The organism is Marinoscillum pacificum (genome assembly GCF_024714495.1).
In the GTDB taxonomy this organism is placed as follows: domain Bacteria; phylum Bacteroidota; class Bacteroidia; order Cytophagales; family Cyclobacteriaceae; genus Marinoscillum; species Marinoscillum pacificum.
Genome location: NZ_JAMZMJ010000002.1, coordinates 224,257 through 245,483, shown reverse-complemented (window position 1 = coordinate 245,483; position 21,227 = coordinate 224,257). Strand labels below are relative to the sequence as shown.

At 42.2% G+C, this 21,227-nt stretch carries 10 protein-coding genes; 9 read left to right on the top strand and 1 reads right to left on the bottom strand.

Translation table 11 applies throughout. The features are described from left to right. Positions 1 to 205: 205 nt before the first annotated feature. Positions 206 to 4,129, bottom strand: a complete 3,924-nt coding sequence (locus NXS00_RS07895) for a hybrid sensor histidine kinase/response regulator transcription factor (protein ID WP_258098614.1) — start codon at positions 4,127 to 4,129, stop codon at positions 206 to 208. A 196-nt stretch (positions 4,130 to 4,325) separates the two neighbouring features. On the opposite strand from NXS00_RS07895, the gene NXS00_RS07890 reads away from it, so the two are divergent. The 9 genes from NXS00_RS07890 (at position 4,326) to NXS00_RS07850 (ending at position 21,171) form a co-directional block, all read left to right on the top strand. Further along, positions 4,326 to 7,328 carry a SusC/RagA family TonB-linked outer membrane protein gene (locus NXS00_RS07890; protein WP_258098613.1) on the top strand — a complete coding sequence of 1,001 codons (3,003 nt, stop codon included), beginning with the start codon at positions 4,326 to 4,328 and terminating at the stop codon, positions 7,326 to 7,328. Between the two features lie 12 nt (positions 7,329 to 7,340). Beyond that, positions 7,341 to 8,801, top strand: coding sequence for a RagB/SusD family nutrient uptake outer membrane protein (locus NXS00_RS07885; RefSeq protein ID WP_258098612.1), 1,461 nt, complete (start codon positions 7,341 to 7,343; stop codon positions 8,799 to 8,801). 15 nt (positions 8,802 to 8,816) lie between these two features. Beyond that, a complete protein-coding gene (locus NXS00_RS07880; RefSeq protein ID WP_258098611.1) occupies positions 8,817 to 10,037 on the top strand; it encodes a hypothetical protein in 1,221 nt (406 codons plus the stop codon). 68 nt (positions 10,038 to 10,105) lie between these two features. Then, positions 10,106 to 11,755 (top strand): FAD-dependent oxidoreductase, encoded by a 1,650-nt coding sequence (locus tag NXS00_RS07875; protein WP_258098610.1) that lies wholly within the window; start codon positions 10,106 to 10,108, stop codon positions 11,753 to 11,755. Between the two features lie 54 nt (positions 11,756 to 11,809). Continuing rightward, entirely contained in the window at positions 11,810 to 13,168 is a 1,359-nt protein-coding gene (locus NXS00_RS07870) for a glycoside hydrolase family 2 TIM barrel-domain containing protein (protein ID WP_258098609.1), read from the top strand. A 9-nt stretch (positions 13,169 to 13,177) separates the two neighbouring features. Continuing rightward, entirely contained in the window at positions 13,178 to 15,511 is a 2,334-nt protein-coding gene (locus NXS00_RS07865) for a glycoside hydrolase family 3 N-terminal domain-containing protein (RefSeq protein ID WP_258098608.1), read from the top strand. Next, complete coding sequence (locus tag NXS00_RS07860; RefSeq protein ID WP_258098607.1) at positions 15,508 to 17,511, top strand: FAD-dependent oxidoreductase; 2,004 nt, start codon at positions 15,508 to 15,510, stop codon at positions 17,509 to 17,511. Before NXS00_RS07865 ends, NXS00_RS07860 begins: the two co-directional genes overlap by 4 nt. Then, positions 17,508 to 19,733: a beta-glucosidase BglX gene (bglX, locus tag NXS00_RS07855; RefSeq protein ID WP_258098606.1), complete on the top strand. Its 2,226-nt coding sequence runs from the start codon at positions 17,508 to 17,510 to the stop codon at positions 19,731 to 19,733. The genes NXS00_RS07860 and bglX overlap by 4 nt, the downstream gene beginning before the upstream one ends. A 1-nt stretch (position 19,734) precedes the next feature. Continuing rightward, positions 19,735 to 21,171: a carbon starvation CstA family protein gene (locus NXS00_RS07850; protein WP_258098605.1), complete on the top strand. Its 1,437-nt coding sequence runs from the start codon at positions 19,735 to 19,737 to the stop codon at positions 21,169 to 21,171. Positions 21,172 to 21,227: the final 56 nt, after the last annotated feature.

Here is a 21,227-nt window from a genome sequence, read left to right as displayed (position 1 = left end):
TCATATTTCTGATTTCAGCCGCCCAGTTATTCTGGGCGGTTTTTTTGTTGTCTGTGCTTAGCTAATTGATTTATCTTAAAATTGGGATAGTCGGATAACTTTAAGAAACTACATTTTGAACGTGTGTTTTGCCGAATCAACACTACTTTTCTGAAGTGCCAGGATTTCTTATTTCACTAAAATGGTCATTTTGTAACAGAGTATTTTATCCAGAAACCTGTGATGGATTTTTCCCAAATTGTTTTTTAAAACTAGTAGCAAAATAATTCGGATCAGAAAAGCCAGTTTTATAGGTTACTTCGCTGACTGTAAGTTTTTCTTTTGCAAGCATCTCATATGCCATATTTAACCTATTGGTTTTTAAATAAGCCATGGGAGTGATTCCTGTCAAGCTTTTTACCTTTCTAGTCAAACTAGATTTACTGCAGCTCATCTCATCTGCTAGTAATTCAATGTTTAAATCAGGGTTAGTTATGTTGTTATTAATGAAATCCTTTAGTTTGATCATGAATTGTTGATCCTGAGGTGTTATACTTTCTTCTTGACCATTAAATTTTTGTAATCCCTGAAATTTCTCTCGTAATTTTTGGCGGTTGGCTAATACTGAATTAACTGAAGCAATCAGGAATTCGGTTTTGAATGGTTTAGTGATGTAAATATCCGCACCATATGACATCCCTTTTATTTGTTTGTCCAAAGAACTATTTGCTGTCAATAGAACCACTGGAGTATGTGAGGTCTCCAGGTTGGATTTTATTTGTTTACAGAATTCATAACCATCCATTTTCGGCATCATTACATCACTAATGATTAGATCTGGAGATTTTTTTTGTATGAGTTCCATTCCTTCTGCTCCATTGAAACAAGTTTCTACCCTGAAATCTCTTTCGAAAACCTGCACTAGAAATGCATTGAGTTCAGGATTATCCTCACAAATAAGAATTTTTGGGAGGTTGTATTTAGTAGAAGCAGGTGGTGAAGATATTGTATGAGTTGACTGAATGGGTGGAAGATATGAATAATTGCCATTTGGTTTTTTGATCAATTCATCTTCTGAATAGTGATTCTTAGTTGCCGGTAAAACTATTCGAAAAGTTGAACCGAATTTCGGTTTTGAAACTACTTCAATGATTCCTCTATGGCTTTCAACCAGTCCTTTGACAATGGCCATGCCCAGGCCAGTTCCAAAATCCTTATTTTCAATTTCATGCCCAGTTTGATAATATCTGTCGAACAGTCGATCTACCTCATGTTGCGTCATGCCTCTTCCTGTATCAGTCACCTGAAGAAATAACTGGTCATTATGTAACGTACTGATTATTGTTATTTGGCCATTGGAAGGGGTGAATTTGAGAGAATTGGATAGAATGTTCCAAAGAATTCGTTTGACCTTTTCTATATCTATAAAAACCGGATCATGCGAATGATTTTCTAGAGTTAAGGTGATTCTTTGCTGTTCGCATGCGGCGTAAAAAGAATCATAAATGTCTTGAAGAAACCTGCTCATGTCTGTTTGAGTGATGTTTAGCCTCATCGAGTCGGAGTTATTAATTTTTCTAAAATCTAGAAGATCAATAATCAAGTGATAGAGTCTGTCAGAGTTTCTTTTGATTAGGCGTAGGTTACTTATTCCCTTTTCATTGATAGTTGAATCCTGAAGAAGTTCTTCAAGAGGAGCAGAAATTAGGGTGAGGGGTGTTTTAAAATCATGAGTAATATTCGTGAAAAATTGTAGTTTTTTCTCATTTAGATCACGGGTGGTTTGGAGCCTGAATTCAGAAAACTCAAGCTCTTTGAGCATATGGGTTCTATTAAGCATTATGATGTAAATCAGATAACCAAGACCAAAAGCACTAATGATATAACTTAGATATGCCCACCAAGTCATGTACCAGGGAGGGGAAACAGAAATGGTTAATCTAGTAGGAGAGGTGTTTTGGATGCCATATTTATTGGATGAACTAACTTCAAATTGGTAAGTACCCGGAGATAAGTTGGTATAAGTCGTTTGGGTGTTCTCATTCAGGTTAATCCATTCTTTTTCTAACCCAAGCATGCGATATTTGAATTTATTGAGCTTAGGTAATGAATAGTCATCATTGAAAAAGTGAATCGTAAAAGAATTGTATTTGAATGGAACTTTCAGTTGAGCTAAAGACTCAATCGGTTTGTTAAGCTCTATTTCATCAACTGACTTGATACTCCTGTTTTGAAAAGTAATGTCTGAAATGATTGTAAAAGGCGGACTAGATGTAATCGGTGATACAGTGGTATTTGCTAATACAAAACCTTTTACTGTTCCAAAGAGTAAATTGCCGTTATGGAGTATGGTAGAAGTAAAAGGTGTAAATTCTCTTGATGGAAGTCCGTGTCTATGATCATACACGGTAATTAATTGGTCAGCATCAATCTTACAAAGTCCAGAGATACTACTAACCCATAGGTTGGAGGAGTTATCCTTTTCAATTCGTAATAAAAAATTGGATGGAAGTCCATCATTAGTGTCGTACTGCTCAATTAGTCCACCATCTAAAGACGACAATAAAAGCCCTTTACCTCTAGATGCCAACCAAATGGTGTTATCCTCATTTAATCTAAAATCATTAATAGGTGTGTCTGGTTTGAATACCTGCTCTAATACGGCAGCAGATGTGTTTATTTTGTATATGGACTTACCAAAAATATAGGCATAAAGTGCACCACCTTTCTTTCTTATTGCTTGTACGGGATATTTAATTATAGAATCACCATTTTCCTTCAAAAGTATGGGTTTACTTGAGCCTTTATTGAGGTCAATAATGGACATTCCATGATACATGGAGCTAACCAATACCTTGTTGTTTGTTAAATTGAAGATAAATGAAATGTTTTGTTCTGCTTTCTCATTGTCGAAAGGATAAAAAGTTTGTATAAAATTTAAGTTCTTATCAAAATAGCCAAGTCCTCCATCATATGTTCCAACTAATATGTGATGATCTTGTGTTTCGGAAAATGCCAACACTTTTGTTCCACCGAGTAGTGATTTACATTGATCAAATCCTATTTCTTCTTTTTCATTGGTAGAAGGGTCAATTCTCACAAACCCACCTGGAGTACCTAATAAGAGGCGGTTGCTATGATCCTGGTAGGATGCCGTGGCACTTTCTGTTAAATTGACCAATTCAGTATGATAAAGGTCGGCAAGGTTATTAAATTGATGGTGACTTGAAGATAGAGCATAGATGCCTGCATCATAAGTACCTATCCATATGTTTTCCTCATCAATTGGAAGTATGCTCTGAATATTATTACTACCAATTAAATTTTTAAACCCTTGTCGGTGTGCAAGATGAGTATTGATTTTTCCTAGAATAAATACGCCATTTCCATCTGTACCAACCCATATTTTGTTTTGATGGATTGTAATGTCTTTTATCGGATGACTATTTTGCAAAGTGATTTTATGGAGTTTATCTTCTTTTATTTGGTATAATTCTCCGTCAGAAGTTCCTACCCAGGTTTCATTATTAATCACTCGCAAACAGGTAATGACTTTGGTTTTCAGCCATTGCTCTCTAATTAAAAAACGATCATTTTGTACTTCACCTTTTATAATTCCATCATGCTTGCCTAAGCCAAGAAATAAACTCTCATCATTCTGAGCTAGCTGACGTAGGTATAACTCATCTTCGATATCGTAGCCTAGAAGCTGATTTTCTTCTTTCGTCAAAGAATACAGTTTCTCTCGAGTTATAAAATAAATTAACCCTGATTGTGCTCCAATATGACGAATATCTCCTAAAGATTTTTTGTGAAATTGATCTTTGATTCGGTCATAAAGAAACAGACCAGAATGAGTGCCAACCCATAGGTCATTGTTATTTGATAAGAATAATGTGGTAATCTCAATTCCATCTAGGTTAGCATACGAAGTAAACTCATAACCATTGTACTTGGCAATGCCATTTTGAGTGCCTATCCATATATAACCGGTAGTGTCTTTTACAATTGATTTGATTTTGTTCTGTGGAAGACCGTCTCTGTCAGTGATATTTGACGCAAGAAAATCTCCTTGTCCAAAGACAGTTTTTTGCCATAAAACAAGGATGAATAAAAAGCTGAATTTCAGTATTGATCGGATGAGAATCATGTTGGACAATATAGATGAAACAGGTTGATTTTTTGCCTTTTTAATAAGTTGAAGTGGTTTTTAAGGCGCATATTGCGATTTTCTCAAAGATATATGCGGTTTTTTTAAAGATGGAAATGGGCGGATAGTGATTGCTTTGTAGAGATGATTATTCAAGAGAATTAATGTCTTGATCAACCTACCAAAAATGATGTATATGAAAATATTAAAACGATGTTGGATTGTCTTAATGCTTCTCTTTCTTGGAGGAATTGAGGTACTCGCGCAAGTCAGAGTGACGGGCAGAGTTATCTCTGCTGAAGACAATGAACCACTTGTTGGCGTGACCATACAAGAAAAGAATACCATGAATGGTACCATCACTGATGTGGAGGGTAATTATTCTATGTCAGTTACTTCAGATGATGCTGTGTTAGTCTTTAGTTATATAGGATTTCAGTCGGATGAAGTGATGATTAGCGGGCGTACCCAGGTGAACACTTCTTTGCAGGTAGATATGTCTGAGCTTGCAGAAGTAGTGGTGGTGGGTTACGGTATACAAGATAAAAAGGATGTGACTGGTGCTATTTCTTCTATCAAAACCGAAGACATTCAGAACCTGCCTCTCAGAAGTGTAGATCAGGCCTTGCAGGGTAGGTCTGCGGGAGTGTTTTTTGTGCAAAGCTCGGGCATGCCTGGAGCCGGTGCGTCAGTGAGGATTCGTGGAGGTAACTCGATCAACGGGAGCAACGAACCGCTTTATGTCGTGGATGGAGTGCCTATTTCCTCTGGTCAGGGTGATGCCAATTCATTAAATCCACTCAATACAATCAACCCCAATGATATTGAGTCAATTGAAGTACTGAAAGATGCTTCGGCTACTTCTATCTATGGCTCCAGAGGAGGCAATGGAGTAGTACTCATTACCACCAAGCGTGGCAAAAGTGGCGAGGGTAGAGTGAGCTTCAATGCTTACTATGGATTCCAAAAAGAGACCAACCGATATGACTTGCTGAATGCCAAACAATTTGAAGAGTTGGCCAATGAAGCCAGTCTGGCAGATGGAGGGCCATTACTGTATGATCCTAGCCTTAATCCAGTCTCTACTGATTGGCAGGATGCGATGATCACGGATTTGGCACCGATGAGCAACTACAATATTTCAGCAACAGGAGGTACCAATGGAACGAACTATCTGATGTCATTTGATTATTTCAACCAGGAAGGAATTATTAAAACATCTGATCTGGACCGATATTCATTCAGACTGAACCTGGATAAGGATATTAAGCAGAATCTTAAAATAGGAAATAGTCTGACAGCTAGCTATGTAAAAACTAATCGTGCGAACAGTGGATCTATTTTCTCTATGCTGACCACAGCTCCTAACCTGCCAATAAAGCAGCCGGATGGTAGCTATACGGAGTATAACAATCAGGGAGTTGGTTTTAACAACCCCATAGCCCTACTGGATGGGTACCAAAACCTGAATAAGACATTCAGAACTATTGGAAATGTGTACGCTGCATGGGAGATAGTAGAGGGGCTCACAGCCAGAACTTCTTGGGGTTTAGATGCCAGTTTCAACAAAAATGATACTTATATTCCTCAGACGGTCTTTTCCGGAGCTCAGGTAGGAGGAGACGCATCGGTGTTTTCGGGGCAGACGTTCACATGGTTGAACGAAAATACGATTAATTATAAGAAGTCCGTGGGACAGCATAGTTTTGATATCCTGGGAGGATTTACCCAGCAATCTTCCCGGTACGAAGCTATTGGTGCTTCAGCTCAGGGATTTCTCAATGATGTTACAGGCACCTATGATTTAGGCCTGGGAAACCCGGATGCTGCGCAGCTTCCGAGCTCGCAGGTAGCCAACTGGGTGATACATTCTTACATAGCACGAGTTAACTACGGATTTAAAGATCGATATCTTCTTACTCTTACCGGCAGAGCCGATGGTTCTTCCAGGTTTGGAGCTAATAACAGGTTTGGCTACTTTCCTTCTGCTGCACTGGCATGGCGAGCCATCGAGGAGTCTTTCATCCAGGACCTTAATGTATTCACTGATCTGAAAGTACGTGCCAGCTATGGTATCACTGGGAATCAGGATGGCATAGGCAACTATCCTTCTCTTGATCTATGGGATGGTACCAAGTACGTCTTTGGTGACCGGATTGTAACCGGAATCACACCCTCTCAGGTAGGAAACCGAAACCTTAAGTGGGAACGTACTACGCAGGCAGATGTAGGATTGGAAATGGGTTTCTTTAGAAATAGACTAACCTTCGTGGCAGATGCTTATTACAAAGAGACAAATGACCTCTTGCTTAGAGTGACTATTCCTACCACGTCAGGTTTTAGTTCAGGGATGAAAAATATTGGAGCAGTGGAAAACAAAGGTCTTGAGTTATCCGCCAATGGGGTGATTTTCGATGGAGGGTTTAAGTGGACTTCTGGCCTGAATATAACTTTCAATCATAACAAAATTACCAGTCTCGGGGGTGAAGATGAGATTATTCCAGCCTCTTCTCCTACAGTACTTCGGGTAAATGAAAGCTTGGGTACATTCTACGGATATGTCTCAGACGGGTTGTTTCAGACCACTGAGGAGATAGCTGTATCAGCCCAGCCTTCCGCCAGGCCTGGAGATGTGAAGTTCGTTGACTATGATGAGAATGGAGTGATCAATGAAAATGACCGACGAATTATCGGGAATGCTCAGCCACAGTTTTTCGGAGGATTCAACAACACGTTCTCTTACAAGGGGTTTGACCTCTCAGTGCTTCTTCAGTATGTCTATGGCAATGATCTCTATAACCTAAACCTACGTACGCTGGAAAACCTTACTGGACTGCAAAACCAGCGCACCACAGTGCTGGATCGTTGGAGTCCAGAAAACACAGATACTAATGTGCCGAGAGCAACAGCCACTAAGCCTACCAATGTATCCTATGATAGATATGTGGAAGACGGCTCTTATCTGAGGGTGAAAAACGTTCAGTTGGCCTACACTATTCCTTCTGACGCCTTGAGCAAAATAGGCATTGAGGTGATGAGAGTGTATGTGAATGCTCAGAACCTTTTCACTTTCACCAACTACACGGGTCTTGATCCCGAGGTGAGCAGGTACGGTTCTGACAACATCAGCCAGGGTTTTGATTCGGGAGCATATCCGAATACAAAAGTATTCACAGCAGGTTTCAATCTATCATTTTAATAGAGCAAGACGATGAAAAAAATATTCTATACGATAATCACGGCTATCACTCTAGTGGCATGTTCTGACCTGGACATTAAGCCAGATGGTATCAATACAGCGGAAAACCTATTCGAAACGGAGCAGGATGCGGAAGCGGCGGTCAATGCCATGTACGCTTCCATGCAGACGCATGACGTGTATAACCAGTTTATGGAAGTAGTGCAGTCTCAGGGTACGGATGATGCTGAGTGGGGCTACGGGCGCAATACCAGTAATGTGAACAAGCTGCAGATGGACAAATTTCAATTTGATGCTTCTTCAGATCTGATTTATCGGTTTTGGGAAAATCACTACAAAAACATCAATAGAACCAATATTGTCTTAGATCGGGTGTCTGAGATGAGTATTGATAATGAGATCAAGTCCAGATTTCTGGGGGAAGCTCATTTTTTGAGAGCCATGATGTATTTCAATATGGTTCGTCTATTTGGGAAAGTACCTTTGGTGACCGAACCGACCACTGCATTGGAGGGACTGGAAGTGTCAAGAACTTCGGTGGACTCTGTATACCAATTGATCATTAATGATCTGATCGTCAGCGAAAGCAGTTTGCCAGCTCAGTATAGCCCGGAGGACTATGGCAGGCCAACAAGTGGTGCAGCTACCGCATTGCTGGCTAAAGTATATCTTACTAACAGGGAATATGGCAAGGCCAAAGAAGCTGCTTCGGCAGTGATGGACTTGGGATTATATGAGCTTTGGCCATCTTATGATCAGGTTTTTGATATAGCCAATGAAAACGTTGGTGAGTCAATCTTCGAAATCCAGTTTGTGGGTACCGGCGGAACAGACGCTTCTGTAAGTTCCTCTTATCAGGGCTTTTTCAAGCCACCTGCTTCTGTGCAGGCGCCAGAGGAGGGTGGCTTTGCAGGCTTTGGAGACAACCCTGTTACAGAGAATCACTATAATATCTATGCTGAAGGCGATGAGCGTAGAGATGTAAATGTACTGTACGTACCAGGCGCCCCTTCATCTGTGCAGTTTCCTTATTATGTCAATAAATATCAGGATCCGCAGGCAACCACAGTAGCTGATGGGGGTAACAACTATTACATTCTCAGGTACGCAGATGTCCTGTTGATGTATGCCGAAGCTGAAAACGAACTGAATGGTGCATCAGTAGAAGCTTACAGTGCCTTCAATCAGGTTCGCAGAAGAGGTTTTGGTTATCCAATAGAGGTGGCGTCTCCTGCTGATTTAACAGCGGGCTTGTCCAAAGAGCAATTTAGAGATAGCCTGATGGTAGAGCGTAGACGTGAGTTTGCCTTTGAAGGCCAGCGAAGATTTGACCTGCTGAGATGGGGTAAACTAAAAGAGGCTATGGCTGTCCAGGATCCAAGTATTATGGTGTTGGATAAGCATGTGCTATTTCCAATCCCTGAGCAGGAGCGACTGGTAAATGAGCTTTTGGATCAAAATGATGATTACTGATACCCAAATATGAGAATGATGAAAAACATTAGATATGTAATAGCGTGGGCTTTAGCACTGTGTGTGATGGCAGCCTGCGACACTGAATTAATTGAGGAGATTGGCAATTCTGAATTTTATGTGGATGTGCCACCTACTGCTCCTGAAACAGCGTTTCCAAATAAGCAAATAAATTTTCCAATAGAAGTATATGCAAACGCAGGATTGGAAAAAGTTGAGTTGAAAACAGATTTTCAGACTATTACTGGTTCGGAGGTCACTTCGTTTGAAAACCCTAAAAGTTTTCAATATCAGTTTTCTTACACACCAACTAACGCGGAGCTGGGGAGCACGCTGGAGTTTTCAGTGGTAGCGCATGATAAGCGAGGGTTCACCTACAATGCCATCTACTCGGTAGAGATCGTGCTGGAACCAGTAAATATGGAGTTTGTTTTGCCAGAGGTATTGCCGGATACTTTAGAAGTTGGGGATACCTTGGACTTTGAGGTGCAAATAGCATCAGAAGATGAACTGGACAAAATAGAAACACTACTCTACGATAGCCCGATAGAAGGCCTTACAGTGACCTCTTTCGAGAATCCTTTTAGCTATACTTACCACTTCGAGTACGTGTTGGTGTCAGAGGATGGGGGCAAGGATGTAACCTTCTCGTTCAAAGCCACAGATGATGAACTGAAGTCTGATGCAGTAGACTATACACTATATGTGATAGGCGAACGAGTACCTCTGCCAATTGATACCCATGTCGATGTAGTGATGGGAATGCAAAGTAATTCTGACGTAGGGCCTTTTATTGATTTGTCTGAAAATATAGTTTACTCGGTTCCAGACGCAAAGGCCAATAGCGCATATGTGGATATGGGGACATTCAGGAGTGGCTCCAGTGGTATCAATATTTTTGCTCCAATTTATAGCAATGCTGCCCAATTCATCTATAACACAACTAACTGGGGAGATGACTGGCTGGGCTCATGGACAGTAAGAAACAATACAGAGATCAGGAGAGTAGCTGCCGAGTTTATGACTGCAGATGATTTCTATGCCATTGAAGATGATAAGCTTATCCTAGAAGCATTTGAGGCTAGTGAGCCATCCGCAGAAAACATTACCAAAACAGAAGAAGGTGAAATCATAGCTATCAAAACGGTCAATGAAGAGTATGCTTTGATATTGGTGAAAACCATAGTCGCCAGCTCTTCTGGCTCTATCACATTCGACTATAAGGTGCAACAATAAATCAATATGGAGGGGAGCTTTGGGCTTCCCTCATACTTACGAATTTTATGAAATTAGATAACCAAGTTATGTTTCGATTAAAAACAGCTTCCTTAAGGTGGGTTGCATTCATTGGTCTCACAATGATCAGTATCGGTGCTTTTGCTCAGTATGATATCTGTGTATATGGAGAAACTTCGGCAGGAGTCACTGCAGCTGTGCAGGCTGGCAGAATGGGCAAGAATGTGGTGCTTATTTCCAATACCAGTCATGTAGGGGGGACCACCACCTCTGGGCTTACTGCCACAGATATCAATTCACACCTTTCTATTGGAGGGCTCTCCAGAGAATTTTATCAGCGAATATATCAGTATTACTTACAGCCTGCAGCCTGGAAAAATCAGGATCGCGAGGAATACTTTGAGTCAATCGTGAAACGAGTCTTTCAGGGCAAGCGTGACTCTCTCACTATGCAGTGGGTATATGAGTCGCATGTGGCTGAAGAGATCATGCGTACCATGCTGCTGGAGGCAGGTGTAAAGGTAGTTTTCAATCAGCGCCTGGATTTAGATAAAGGGGTGTTTAAAAATGGTAAATCTATCGAACGCATCAAAATGGAGACTGGTGAGGAATATAACGCCAAGGTATTTATAGATGCTACTTATGAAGGCGATCTGATGGCCAGAGCGGGCGTTACTTATACTTACGGCAGAGATTCAAACAAAGATTTTGATGAAAAGTACAATGGGTTTAGACTCAATGACGTGATCGGTCTGCAAAGCGAAAGTGGTGAGATTTCTGTGGACCCCTATGTGAAACCGGGAGATCCTTCGTCAGGTTTGCTACCTTTTATTGAGAATAACCCGGATATTGAGCCGGGCAGCGCTGATAAAAGAATGCAATCTTACTGCTACAGGCTTACTCTCACAGATGATCCTAATAACATGGTGCCAATTGAAAGGCCTGAAAACTATAATCCTTTGTGGTACGAAGTACAGGCCAGGCAGCTAGAGCTTGACCCGAATATTCCGCTGCGGAAAAAGCTCATCACCCTGACACCAATGCCAAATAGGAAGACCGATACCAATCATCTGGATTTTGTAGGGGCCAATTATGACTATACAGAAGGGGGTTATGAAACACGGGAAAAGATTGCAGCCATGCACAAAGACTATGCGCTGGGCAAGCTGTGGTTTTTAGGTAATGACCCTAGAGTGCCGGAAAACATTAGGGAGGAAATGAAGAACTGGGGTCTAGCAAAGGATGAGTTTGTCGATAATGCAAATTTCCCACATCAGCTCTATGTTCGGGAGGCACGTCGTATGATGAGTGATTATGTGATGACGGAGCACAATTGTCGTGGAAAGGAAATAGCTCCAGAATCTGTAGGGCTAGCTACATACTGGCTAGACTGTCACTATGTATCATCCATTGTTGATGAAAAGGGTCAGTTGAGGAGAGAAGGCACTTACTGGATGGGTACACCTAACTACCCTATCAGTTACAAGTCTATCAGGCCAAAGAAAAAAGAATGTGATAATCTGTTAGTCCCTGTTTGTCTGTCAGCTTCGCACGTAGCCTTTGGCTCTATTCGTATGGAACCTGTCTATATGGTACTAGGGCAGTCAGCAGCTACTGCAGCAGTATTGAGCATAGATAATGGGCAGAGCGTACAGGAAGTACCCTATGAGCAGCTGGAAAAGCAGTTGATCAAAGACGGTCAGATTCTTAGACGATAGTTTGTTAACATTGGGTAATTAGAATATTGGTAAATCCTTTTAATGTCCTTTTTCATGAATAAAGTTGTTGTCATACTATTGTTAATGCTGAGCATTGCTAGCCAGTTCTTGGTCAGTTGCAAAGAGGAGCAGATGGAGAAGGGGCCAGAGCCAGATGATGCTGGTGTGGAGTATCCGGTGGATGGTCCTGTAAAAGCAGAAATTATTTATGAAGGGGAGATTCCTCGTCTTTATCGCAATGGTCAGCCATACTTTATCAAGGGAGCGGCTTACAATAATTTCATTGATTTGGTGCCTGAATATGGAGGTAACTCCATTCGAACCTATGGCGTGAGCGAAGATACCCAGTCTGTTCTGGATAGTGCACTGGAGCATAAACTAACCGTTTGCCTTGGCATCTGGGTCAATCGTGAGACCGATGGCTTTGATTATGACAATGAGGAGAAAGTAGCTGAGCAGAAAGAACGAATCAGGCAGGAAGTATTACAGTTCAGGGATCACCCGGCTGTGATTATGTGGGGAATTGGCAATGAAGTTGATTCACGGTATACCAACTATAAGGTTTGGAATTTTATTGGGGAGGTTTCGGATATGATTCACGAGCTGGATACCAACCACCTCACCACTACCGTGCTGGCAGGAGCAGATCCTACGGATATAAAGGAGATTGCAGAGCGTGCCCCTTCACTGGACATTCTGAGTGTCAACTCTTACAATGCAATCAGTCAGGCTCAAGGCAAAATTGCCGGAGCTGGCTGGACCAAGCCATATATGATTACAGAGTGGGGGCCAAATGGTACCTGGGGCAATGTAGCAGGTACTCCCTGGGGAGGGATTTATGAACTGACGAGCACCCAGAAGGCACAAGTTTATATTGATAGGTATTCTCAGGACATTGCCGCCAATATTAACAAAGGCTGCATTGGGTCCTACGTATTTCTGTGGGGGTATCAGACACATGGTGTCGTAGCTACCTGGTATGGATTATTTACGGCGAAGAAAAAACCGCTGGCAGCCGCACAGGCCATGTATTACTCATGGAAAGGTGGATACCCGGCCAATAGAGCTCCCAGGATTGAGTCATCAGCTGATATGACGTTGAATGGTCAGATAGCTACAGACGATATTGTGGTGAAGGTAGGGCAGGAGAACTATGCGAGTATCAAAGCAGTAGACCTTGAAGGTGATGCACTTTCATTTGAGTGGCAGGTGGTTCGCGAGGGGCTTGTCATTGATTCCGGGCAAAATTTCGAAGGGTCGCTTCCTGGTTTAGATGGAATCTTCACTTCCAATGATCAGAAATCAGTTCAGTTTACCATGCCCGGAGAGGGCGAATACAGATTGTATGCCTTTGTGCATGATAGCCATGAAAACGTTGCGTTTTCGGCCATTCCATTCAAAGTAGAAAAATAAGATATAAATATGTTGAAGCGTTTTAAAGTTGTGCTCCCATTTGTCTTGATGGTGTTATGTGCAATGAATTCACTGAATAGCTGTCAGCCTGCAGAGGGGCATCAAAAAGTTAGTTATTTAGATGCTCAGGCTCCCGTTGCAAACCGGGTAGAAGACCTTCTTTCTAAAATGACCCTGGAGGAAAAAGTAGGGCAAATGAGCCAATATGTCGGGCTGTTTCACCTTCAGAAATCTGCTGATCTCAATACACCAATTGATTTAATGGCAGATGATGCCAATGCGTTCTATCCGGGACTGAGCGGTAAAGATCTCTACGATCTCATCAAGACTGGTAGAATAGGATCGTTTCTACATGTACTCACAGCCAAAGAAGCAAATGAGTTACAGAAAGCCGCTCAACAAACGAGGCTAAAAATTCCATTGCTTATAGGAATTGATGCCATCCACGGCAATGCACTATATGAAGGAGCTACTGTTTATCCCACTCCATTGAGTCTTGCTTCAACCTGGGATACCCTTCTAGTGAAAACTATAGCGCAGCAGACAGCAAGAGAAATGAGAGCTACTGGTTCACATTGGGCGTTTTCTCCTAATGTAGATGTAGCCAGAGATCCTCGCTGGGGTAGAGTTGGAGAAACTTTTGGAGAGGATCCTTTCCTTGTTGGTGAAATGGGTGTGGCAATGGTGGGAGGATTGCAGGGTGATCGTTTTGAAAACCCTGACAATGTGCTGGCATGCATAAAGCACTTTGTGGCAGGAAGTGAACCGGTGAATGGACTCAATGCATCCCCAATGGATGTGAGTGAGCGTACTTTGAGAGAAGTGTATTTTCCACCATACCAAAAAGCGATAGACGCAGGAGCTTTTACTGCGATGGCTGCTCACAATGAAATCAATGGAGACCCATGCCATGGGAGTAAATATTTGCTTACAGATATTCTTAGAAATGAAATGGGATTTGAGGGATTCGTGGTAAGTGATTGGATGGATATAGAACGTCTCAAGACCGTTCACCGGGTGGTTGACTCCCAGAAGGAGGCTTGCTATCTCACTGTAGATGCTGGAATGGATATGCACATGCATGGACCTGATTTTCTTGAGCCTGTTATGGAGTTGGTGCAAGAGGGACGGTTGAGTGAGGAGCGCATCAACCAATCCGTTCGCAAACTTCTGGAAGCCAAGTTCAGGCTGGGGCTTTTCGAAAATCCGTTTGTGCAGGAGGACCAGATAGCGACATCCATCCGTACAGAAGCGCATAGATCTACGGCACTGGAAGCAGCGCGAAAATCCATCGTACTTTTAAAGAATGACAATCTTTTGCCGGTAAAGGGTGATGTGAAAAACATTCTGATCACTGGGCCCAATGCCAATAACCATACACTCATGGGAGACTGGAGTTTTGAACAGCCAGAGGAGAATATCACTACCGTGGTAGAGGGGTTTGAACAGGTGAAGCCTGCCAAAGTAAAGCTTAACTACCATGATATGGGAATGCAAGTCACAGAAATCACGAGCCAGCACATCAGCGAGGCTGTCGCCAAAAGTAAAGACAATGACTTGATAGTGGTAGTGGTTGGTAGCAACTCTCTCAGGTACCAAAGTAAGTTTAAGACAAATGGTGAAAATATAGCCAGGGATAATTTGGATCTGGTGGGTCGCCAGCAGGAATTGGTTGAAGCACTTCATGCTACAGGCAAACCGGTAGTAGTAGTGCTAATCAATGGTAGACCGCTGGGCGTGGAGTGGATAGCAGAGAACATTCCAGCGGTGGTTGAAGCCTGGGAGCCAGGCAGCGAAGGCGGTCAGGCAATAGCAGAAGTTATTTTTGGGAAGGTAAATCCGTCCGGAAAACTCCCTATCACCATTCCTCGAAATGTTGGTCAGATACCATCTTATTACAATCATAAGCGAGCACATTATGTCAAGAAATATAAGTGGTCTAAAACAGGCCCGCTTTACGCATTCGGTCATGGGCTTTCTTACAGCCAGTTTCAATATGGAGAGCCAGTGTTGTCAGATTCGATTATCAAGTCAGCAGATACAGTTCAGGTTACTGTGGAAGTAACGAATAGCAGTAAACTGGCTGGAGAGGAAGTGGTGCAGCTTTATGTGAGAGACCTTTATAGCTCTGTTACCAGACCCATGAAGGAGTTGAAAGGATTTGCGCGGATTAGCCTGCTACCTGGAGAAACCAAAAATGTTACTTTCCGGCTTGATGCAGAAGCTTTCTCTTTTTACAACCTCAACATGGAGCAAACTATTGAGTCAGGAGAGTTTTGGATATCTACAGGAAGCTCCTCTGCCAATGAAGATTTGAAAACCACTAAACTGACTATCCAATGAAACATCGTATAATTACTTTGCTCATTGCTCTAAGCTCTATTGTAGGGGGCTGTAATCGATCCGAGAGAGCGCATGATTCCTACGATCTGGTCATTTACGGGAGTACTTCATCTGGGATTATAGCTGCCTATACAGCTAAGATGAAAGGCCTCAACGTCTTACTAATTTCACCGGATAATCATTTGGGAGGTTTGACCTCCGGGGGATTGGGGTACACTGATATAGGGAATAAATATGCTATTGAATGGCTGGCCAAAGATTTTTACAGACGTATTGGTTCCGAATATGGGGTATTCGAACGCTGGATCTTCGAGCCAGGTGTAGCGAGTAAGGTGTTTGGTGATTACCTGAAGGAAGCGGATGTACAGGTGCTCTATGGATACAGGTTGAAGGGTGTTTCCAAAGATGGAAAGTCTATTAGGGAGGTTTCTCTTTTTCAAGATGGGGTAGATCAATCTATGACAATTAGCGCAAGTGTATTTATAGATGCCAGTTACGAAGGTGATCTGATGGCTAAGTCTGGAGTATCCTATATTGTTGGAAGAGAAAGCAATGAATTGTACGATGAAACTTACAATGGCGTGCAGCTGAGGGGGAAGCATCAGTTTCCTGATTTTATAGATCCCTACATAATCAAAGGTGATTCTTCCAGCGGTTTGCTGTGGGGGATCAGTCCTGAAGAGGTGTCTCCTGATGGTACTGGGGATGAAAAGTTACAAGCGTATAATTTTCGAATTTGCCTGACCAATGAGCAAGGAAATCAAGTACCTATTACTCGGCCGGAAGGTTACGATTCATCAAGGTATGAGCTGCTGTTGAGATTATTTGAGGCTCAGTCAGAAAATCGGTCACTGAATGATTATTTTATCTGGAGCAAAATGCCAGGAGGCAAAACAGATATTAACAATCGGGGAGGCTTTTCCACGGATATGATTGGCATGAATTACGCGTATCCTGAGGCTTCTTATGAAGAGCGAGCCGCCATTGTAAAGCAACATGAGATCTACACGAAGGGATTGCTGTACTTCTACAAAACTGACCCACGTGTTCCGGAGGAATTAAGGAAAGAAATGCAGCAGTGGGGTTACCCCAAAGACGAATACACGGAAAATAACAATTGGTCTCCTCAGCTTTATGTCAGAGAGGTGCGGCGCCTGATCGGCCAAACGGTAATGACTCAGCATCACTGTCAGGGCAGGGAAGTCGTAACTGACCCAATTGCCTTAGCGGCTTATACGATGGATTCACACAACTGTCAGCGAGTGGTAGTGCAAAAAGAAGGTGTTGCTATGGTCAAGAATGAAGGTAATGTGGAGATTGGAGGATTTGGTCTATATCCGATCGCTTACGGTGCTATAGTGCCGAAGAAAGAAGAATGTGACAACCTCTTGGTTCCCGTTTGTCTCTCTGCCAGTCACATCGCTTATGGTTCCATCAGGATGGAGCCTGTATTCATGGCTCTTGGTCAGGTGGCAGCACTAGCGGCAGCTGAGGTAATGAAGGGGAGTAAGGCCGTACAAGACTTGGACTATAAAGTGCTAAGACATTCACTAATGACAGACCCATTGTCAGATGGCACCGATCCTGAGATTCTTATCGATAACTCACATGAGAGTGTTGAAGTAACTGGCGAGTGGAAAAAAGTAACTAAGGATTGTTTTGGACAGAACGCCTTACAACTTCAAGGGGTTGGTGAAGTGGCGTTTCCGATCCGAGTGACAGTAGACAGGTCTTATGAAGTATTTGTTTATTTCAGTAAGGTGAATAATGTATCACCTTCCACTAAAGTGAGCTTACAAATAGGCTCGGATAAAATGGAACAGGAGGTGATAGCTGATGAGGTGGAGGTGATAGGCCAAACTGCTGGTGAATGGATTTCTGTAGGAGTTTATTCATTGACAAATGCAGAAGAGAATAAGCTGGTCATTCATGCAAATGAGGAGGGAATAGTTCGTGCTGACGCTGTGCTGCTTGTTCCTCAGAAAACCGCTGGTTCATGAGGTTAGCATTTTGGATAGTGATCCTTTGTTGGATCTTATTTGGATGTAATCCGGAAGTTAATAGGAAAAGTGTCGGATCTTATAATCACCAAATCGACTCACTCATTCAGGAGATGACCTTGTATGAAAAAGTGGGTCAGATGTATCAGTGCTTGGGCAGAGGGCATGCGCGTGTTGGAGACGGACAAAAAGCCAGAGACCTCATCGAGCTTGTAAAGGCTGGTGGTGTAGGGTCTATTTTGGTGCCAGGAGAAGTAGATGATGTGGAGGAAATGCAACGCTTTGCTGTGGAAGAGACTCGTCTTGGGGTCCCTCTCTTTTTCAATTATGATGTAATTCACGGATTTAAGACAATTTTTCCAATCCCGTTAGCTATGTCATGCAGTTGGGATACGGCGATGGTTCGTCAGTCACATGCTGTTGCAGCATTAGAAGCAGCTAGTGCTGGTATCAGTTATAACCATGGTCCCATGCTGGATGTGTCAAGAGATCCCAGATGGGGTAGGGTGATGGAAGGCAATGGAGAAGATCCTTACCTGTCATCTCTGATGACTAGGGCGGCGATTCAAGGATTTCAAGGAAATAATTTAAAGGATCCCGCTACCATTATCGCTTGTGCCAAACACTTTATTGGCTATGGTGCCGTAGAGGGCGGACGTGATTACAATACTGTGGATTTTGGAAATGAGACTTTATACAATATTCACTTGCCTCCGTTTATCGCAGCTATTGAAGAAAATGTAGGTTCGGTTATGACTTCATTTAATGTGGTAGAAAGTGTGCCTACCGTAGCGCATCAAAAACTTTTGAAGAACCTATTGCGAAATGACTTAGCTTTCGATGGTATAGTTATTTCTGATTTTGGAAGTGTAGGGGAGTTGATCAAACATGGATACGCAATGGATAATTCCCAAGCAACTTCCCAGGCGATATCGGCTACTGTAGATATTGAAATGCAGTCCAGAAATTATCATCAACATATCAAGCAGTTGGTAGAGAAAGGTGTTATTGATGAAGTCTTAATTGATTCTGCGGTTAGACGCATCCTTCAAAAAAAGTTTGAATTAGGGTTGTTTGATAATCCTTATCGTTTTTCTACACCGGGCAAAATCCAAAATATTACTCTTTCACACTCCCATCGCAAAAAGGCAAAAGAATCAGCGATGAGATCAATGGTTCTATTAAAGAATAATGGGTTATTGCCGATTAAGGAAGAAGTTAAGAAAATTGCTGTTATTGGGCCTTTTGCTAATAGCAAGGATATTCTGGGACGCTGGTCTGCCAAAGGAGACACGATCTATGCCGTAAGTTTGGTAGATGGCTTAAAGGACCAGTTTCCAGGCTGTGAAATTAATTTTTTAGACGTGGGGGATTTTTGGGATGACAAACAACTCCCTGAAAACAGAATCAAACGTCTGGCAAATTCAGCGGATTTGGTATTGTTAGCTCTAGGAGAACCTAAGGAAATGTCTGCGGAAGCTGCAAGTAGAGCAAATTTGACCATACCTGGTAACCAGGATCGGATAGCTGAAATAGTGCAGCAAGCCGGTAAACCCATAGCCTTAGTGCTTTTTAATGGGAGACCTCTCACCATTGGTTGGTATCAAGACCATGTTGATGCTATTTTGGAGGTTTGGTATCCAGGCACTGAAGGAGGTAATGCCATAGCACAGGTTTTGGCCGGTGAATACAATCCATCTGGTAAGCTTACCATGACATTCCCTCGAGCAGTCGGGCAGATACCTATTTATTACAATCATTATAATACTGGCCGACCAGCCTCATCCTCTAGTTATTCATCAAAATACATAGATATTACCAATGGACCTCTATATCCTTTTGGTTTCGGACTCAGTTATTCAAGTTTTGAATATTCTGATATATCCCTAACTAAAAATGAGCTCAATTCATCTGATGAAATAACTGCTACAGTAAATGTGATGAATACTGGAGATTATGTAGGTGAGGAGGTTGTTCAGTTGTATATAAGAGACCATGTTGGTGAAATCGTTCGACCGGTAAAGGAATTGAAAGGGTTTAGAAAAGTCTCACTAAATCCGAGTGAATCGAAAGAGATATCCTTTAAAATAAATTCTGAAATGCTGAAGTATTGGTCTCCAGTTAGTAAGGATTATGTATTGGAATCAGGCACTTTTTCTGTCATGATAGGACCGAATAGTTCACAGTTAGCCAATCAAACATTTGAATTAACCTTAAAATGATATGATCACACTTTGTATTTCAATAGTAGTCTTGATTGTAGGGTACTGGATTTACGGAAAAGTTATTGAAAGGATTTTTGGCGTGCAGCCTGAGCGGCCCACACCGGCAGTAGCCAAGTCGGATGGAGTGGATTTTGTCCAGTTACCTACGTGGAAGATTTTTCTAATTCAGTTTCTAAACATTGCTGGTCTCGGACCAATCTTTGGAACAGTAGCTGGTGCACTATGGGGACCTGTAGCTTTTCTATGGATTGTTCTGGGCAGTCTTTTTGCAGGTGGCGTTCACGACTACTTCTGCGGAATGCTTTCCATAAGACATGGTGGAGAAAGTGTGTCTGAAGTGTCGGGGTATTATTTAGGAAGTTGGATCAAGCAGTTTATGCGCGGGTTTACTGTATTACTAATGATTATTGTGGGAGCGGTGTTTTTGCTTGGTCCAGCAAAGATTTTGGCAGGTATGACAGCAGGCTCTGTGAGCCTGCTGGGTTGGACAGTCATCATCCTGGTTTATTACATTCTCAGTACCATTTTGCCAATTGATAAAGTTATAGGGAAGTTGTATCCTATTTTCGGGCTCGCTCTGCTTTTTATGGCTTTTGGTTTATTTGTGGCCATGTTTTGGCAAGATATGAGTGTTCCTGAGTTGTCTCTCAGTAGTTTTTCTAATCTTCATTATCAAGCGGAATCATTTCCTGTTTTTCCAATGCTGTTTGTTACTATCGCATGTGGAGCGATATCAGGTTTTCATGCCACACAGTCTCCTTTAATGGCACGGTGTATTACCAATGAAAAGCAGGGAAAACAGGTGTTTTTCGGAGCGATGGTCACCGAAGGTGTAGTGGCGCTGATTTGGGCAGCTATAAGTATGAGTTTTTTTGGCGGGGTGACGGAACTGAATCAGACCATGTTAGCTAATGGTGATAATACCGCATTAATGGTCAATGAAATATCCAACGGTGCACTTGGCACATTTGGAGGATTTCTCGCTATACTCGGGGTAGTTGCCGCACCTATTACCTCTGGAGATACTTCCTTTAGGAGTGCCCGGATCATAATAGCAGATTTTATGAAATCAAGTCAGAAGTCGATCAAAAACCGGTTGCTAATCAGCGTACCTCTTTTTATTGTCGGCTATTTATTAACACTTGTCAATTTTGGAGTGATTTGGCGCTATTTCGCTTGGACCAATCAGACACTGGCAACAGTCGTCCTATGGACAGTCACTGTTTATCTCATTCGCGAAGGAAAAAACTTCTGGATCGCTCTGGTGCCCTCAGCATTTATGTCTGCAGTGGTAGTCTCCTACATACTACTAGCCCCGGAGGGATTCTCTTTGCCTGTAGATTTATCGGTAATTGTTGGGGCAACTGTAGGGGTCCTGTTGATGATTTTCACATTGTTTCGATCCAGGCAGATTATTAGACTAACCACCGATTAAAATACTTCTTTAATACTACCAGTCAAAGAGCACGGATTATCCGTGCTCTTTCTATT

Coding starts and splice junctions, on each gene's coding strand:
- NXS00_RS07895 (WP_258098614.1), bottom strand. CDS start 4,129: ATGATTCTCATCCGATCAATACTGAAATTCAGCTTTTTATTCATCCTT.
- NXS00_RS07890 (WP_258098613.1), top strand. CDS start 4,326: ATGAAAATATTAAAACGATGTTGGATTGTCTTAATGCTTCTCTTTCTT.
- NXS00_RS07885 (WP_258098612.1), top strand. CDS start 7,341: ATGAAAAAAATATTCTATACGATAATCACGGCTATCACTCTAGTGGCA.
- NXS00_RS07880 (WP_258098611.1), top strand. CDS start 8,817: ATGATGAAAAACATTAGATATGTAATAGCGTGGGCTTTAGCACTGTGT.
- NXS00_RS07875 (WP_258098610.1), top strand. CDS start 10,106: ATGTTTCGATTAAAAACAGCTTCCTTAAGGTGGGTTGCATTCATTGGT.
- NXS00_RS07870 (WP_258098609.1), top strand. CDS start 11,810: ATGAATAAAGTTGTTGTCATACTATTGTTAATGCTGAGCATTGCTAGC.
- NXS00_RS07865 (WP_258098608.1), top strand. CDS start 13,178: ATGTTGAAGCGTTTTAAAGTTGTGCTCCCATTTGTCTTGATGGTGTTA.
- NXS00_RS07860 (WP_258098607.1), top strand. CDS start 15,508: ATGAAACATCGTATAATTACTTTGCTCATTGCTCTAAGCTCTATTGTA.
- bglX (WP_258098606.1), top strand. CDS start 17,508: ATGAGGTTAGCATTTTGGATAGTGATCCTTTGTTGGATCTTATTTGGA.
- NXS00_RS07850 (WP_258098605.1), top strand. CDS start 19,735: ATGATCACACTTTGTATTTCAATAGTAGTCTTGATTGTAGGGTACTGG.